Source organism: Niameybacter sp., from assembly GCF_036655075.1.
In the GTDB taxonomy this organism is placed as follows: Bacteria; Bacillota; Clostridia; order Lachnospirales; family Cellulosilyticaceae; genus Holtiella.
This window is the reverse complement of sequence record NZ_JAVVQU010000104.1, coordinates 1-2,096: the sequence shown is the minus strand read 5'-3', so window position 1 is coordinate 2,096 and position 2,096 is coordinate 1. Positions and strand designations below refer to the sequence as shown.

General features: G+C 36.0%; 2 protein-coding genes. Both read right to left on the bottom strand.

The features are described from left to right. The coding region (gene rlmD / locus RRY75_RS14150) for a 23S rRNA (uracil(1939)-C(5))-methyltransferase RlmD (RefSeq protein WP_332717419.1) at positions 1-1,328 on the bottom strand (1,328 nt) is incomplete at its 3' end. A gap of 337 nt (positions 1,329-1,665) precedes the next feature. Continuing rightward, positions 1,666-1,977, bottom strand: a complete 312-nt coding sequence (locus tag RRY75_RS14145; RefSeq protein WP_332493270.1) for a hypothetical protein — start codon at positions 1,975-1,977, stop codon at positions 1,666-1,668. Positions 1,978-2,096 lie beyond the last annotated feature (119 nt).

Here is a 2,096-nt window from a genome sequence, read left to right as displayed (position 1 = left end):
TGATTTGTATGAGGGAACATATCAACACAGCAGACTTTCTTCACTTTGTAACCCGCTTCTTCGAACACAGGAAGGTCACGTGCTAAGCTTGTTGGCTTACAAGAGATGTAAAGTAACTCTTTAGCATCAAATCCAATGATTTTATCAATTGCTTTTGGATGAATCCCTTCTCTTGGGGGGTCAAGGACGATAAGTTCTGGCTTCACATCAAGGTTACCCACTTCTTTAAGTACGTCTCCCGCTACAAAGTGACAGTTTATAAGGCCGTTGAGTGTAGCATTTTGTTTTGCTTTTTCTACAGCTTCTTCTACAATTTCGATGCCATAAACTTCTTTTGCACGAGATGCCATGATTTGGGCAATGGTACCTGTCCCTGAGTAAAGGTCAAAGACTACTTTGTTGGCCATATCTTCTGGCATAGCTAGTGCTGTTTTGTAAAGTTTCTCTGCTCCTTTTGTATTGGTTTGGAAGAATGAGAAAGGAGAAATATTGAAGTTTAAGCCTAAGATGTTTTCTGTGAAATAATCTTGTCCATAGAGAAGATGCACCGTTTCTGGTTTTACAGCATCGGCTAATGTGTCAGATTGGGTATGAATAATCCCTGTAATTTTGCCTATTGTCCCCATTCCTATTAAATAGGTAACAAGTTGAGAGAAATCAAAATCTATTTGTGTTGTCGTTACGACGTTGATGAGTAAATCACCTGTTGCTTCAGAACGACGCACGATGAGGTAACGTAAGAAACCTTCATGAATTTTCTTTTTGTAAAATGGTAAACCCATAGATTGTGCATAGCGTAAGATGAAGCGTAAGATCATACTGAAGTCTTCATGTACAATGTGACAACCATCTACTGTGATAATGTCAAAGGTACTATTTTTACGATGCATACCAAGGCACATTGGGCCATCTTTACAAGCATCGCCAAATGAAAATTCCATTTTATTACGATAAGCCCACTCCATTGGACTACCGATAATCCCCATATCTTCAAAATCTGTTACTTTTGCACCGTTTAAAAGATCCATCACAAGTGTATGTTTATGCTCTAGTTGTGATTCATAAGGAACTTGTTGCATAGCACATCCCCCACACATTCCAAAGTATTCACATTTTGGCGTAATAAAGTGTGCTGGACTTTCATGACAAGTGAGTGCTTTTCCTTGCCACTGCCCTTTGCGTTTTTTCTGAAGGCGTACACTTACTTTCTGTCCTGGGAAAGTATCTGGTACACAAACTGGAATATTTTCCTCTATATACATAAATCCCTTATTTGGAAACTTAACTTTTTCAATTATACCGTCGACGATTTCATTCTTTTTAGCCATAAAAACTCCTTTAATGTATGCAAATTTTAGATGTAAACCTTACTTATTGTTACATATTGACACTGGTTTTTCAAGTAGTTTGAAACAACTCAGGAGAATATATTGAAATTTAAACCTTATATCAAGTATAATAAGTATTAATTAGGCAAAAAATTATACATTATATGGTGACTGGGTGATAATTCTACTCCCTATCAAATTGGAATTATGGTCTATTATCAAACAAACCGTATTAGTTTCACATATACATGTTATCACTTATATACATTTTAAATTTTTAGACTATGAAACTAAACAATCTCTTTATAAAAGATAAAACGCCCTATTTAGGGCGTTTTTATTTAAGTAAGGTTTCAATCATTTCTAAGATTTCATATTCTAATACAGAGTTAAAACTATCTTGTGAGAGTTGTTGTAAATGACCTTTGAGTTCATGAAGTTTGAGGAAATAAGACCATTCCCACTCCCCTTCTTTATAGGCACTAAGCAACTCTTTCTTTTCCAAACGGGCACGTTCTAAGGTGATTTCACCTTTTGCATATTGTTGGTAAAGCCCACGAGCACTAATATAATAGCATTGTTTGTAGGCTGGTAATCCAATAGGTAATGGGGCATTTTCTTTTGCTAAGCGGTCTAATTCTTTATCCATAGCCTACAACTCCTTTAACCTTAAAGTTTCTATATTTAGGTTAACAGATAGTTAAAAGGATTGCAAGCCATCGAAGCTGAGTAGATAAGCCACCTTCTATATGGCTTATCACAAGCTTA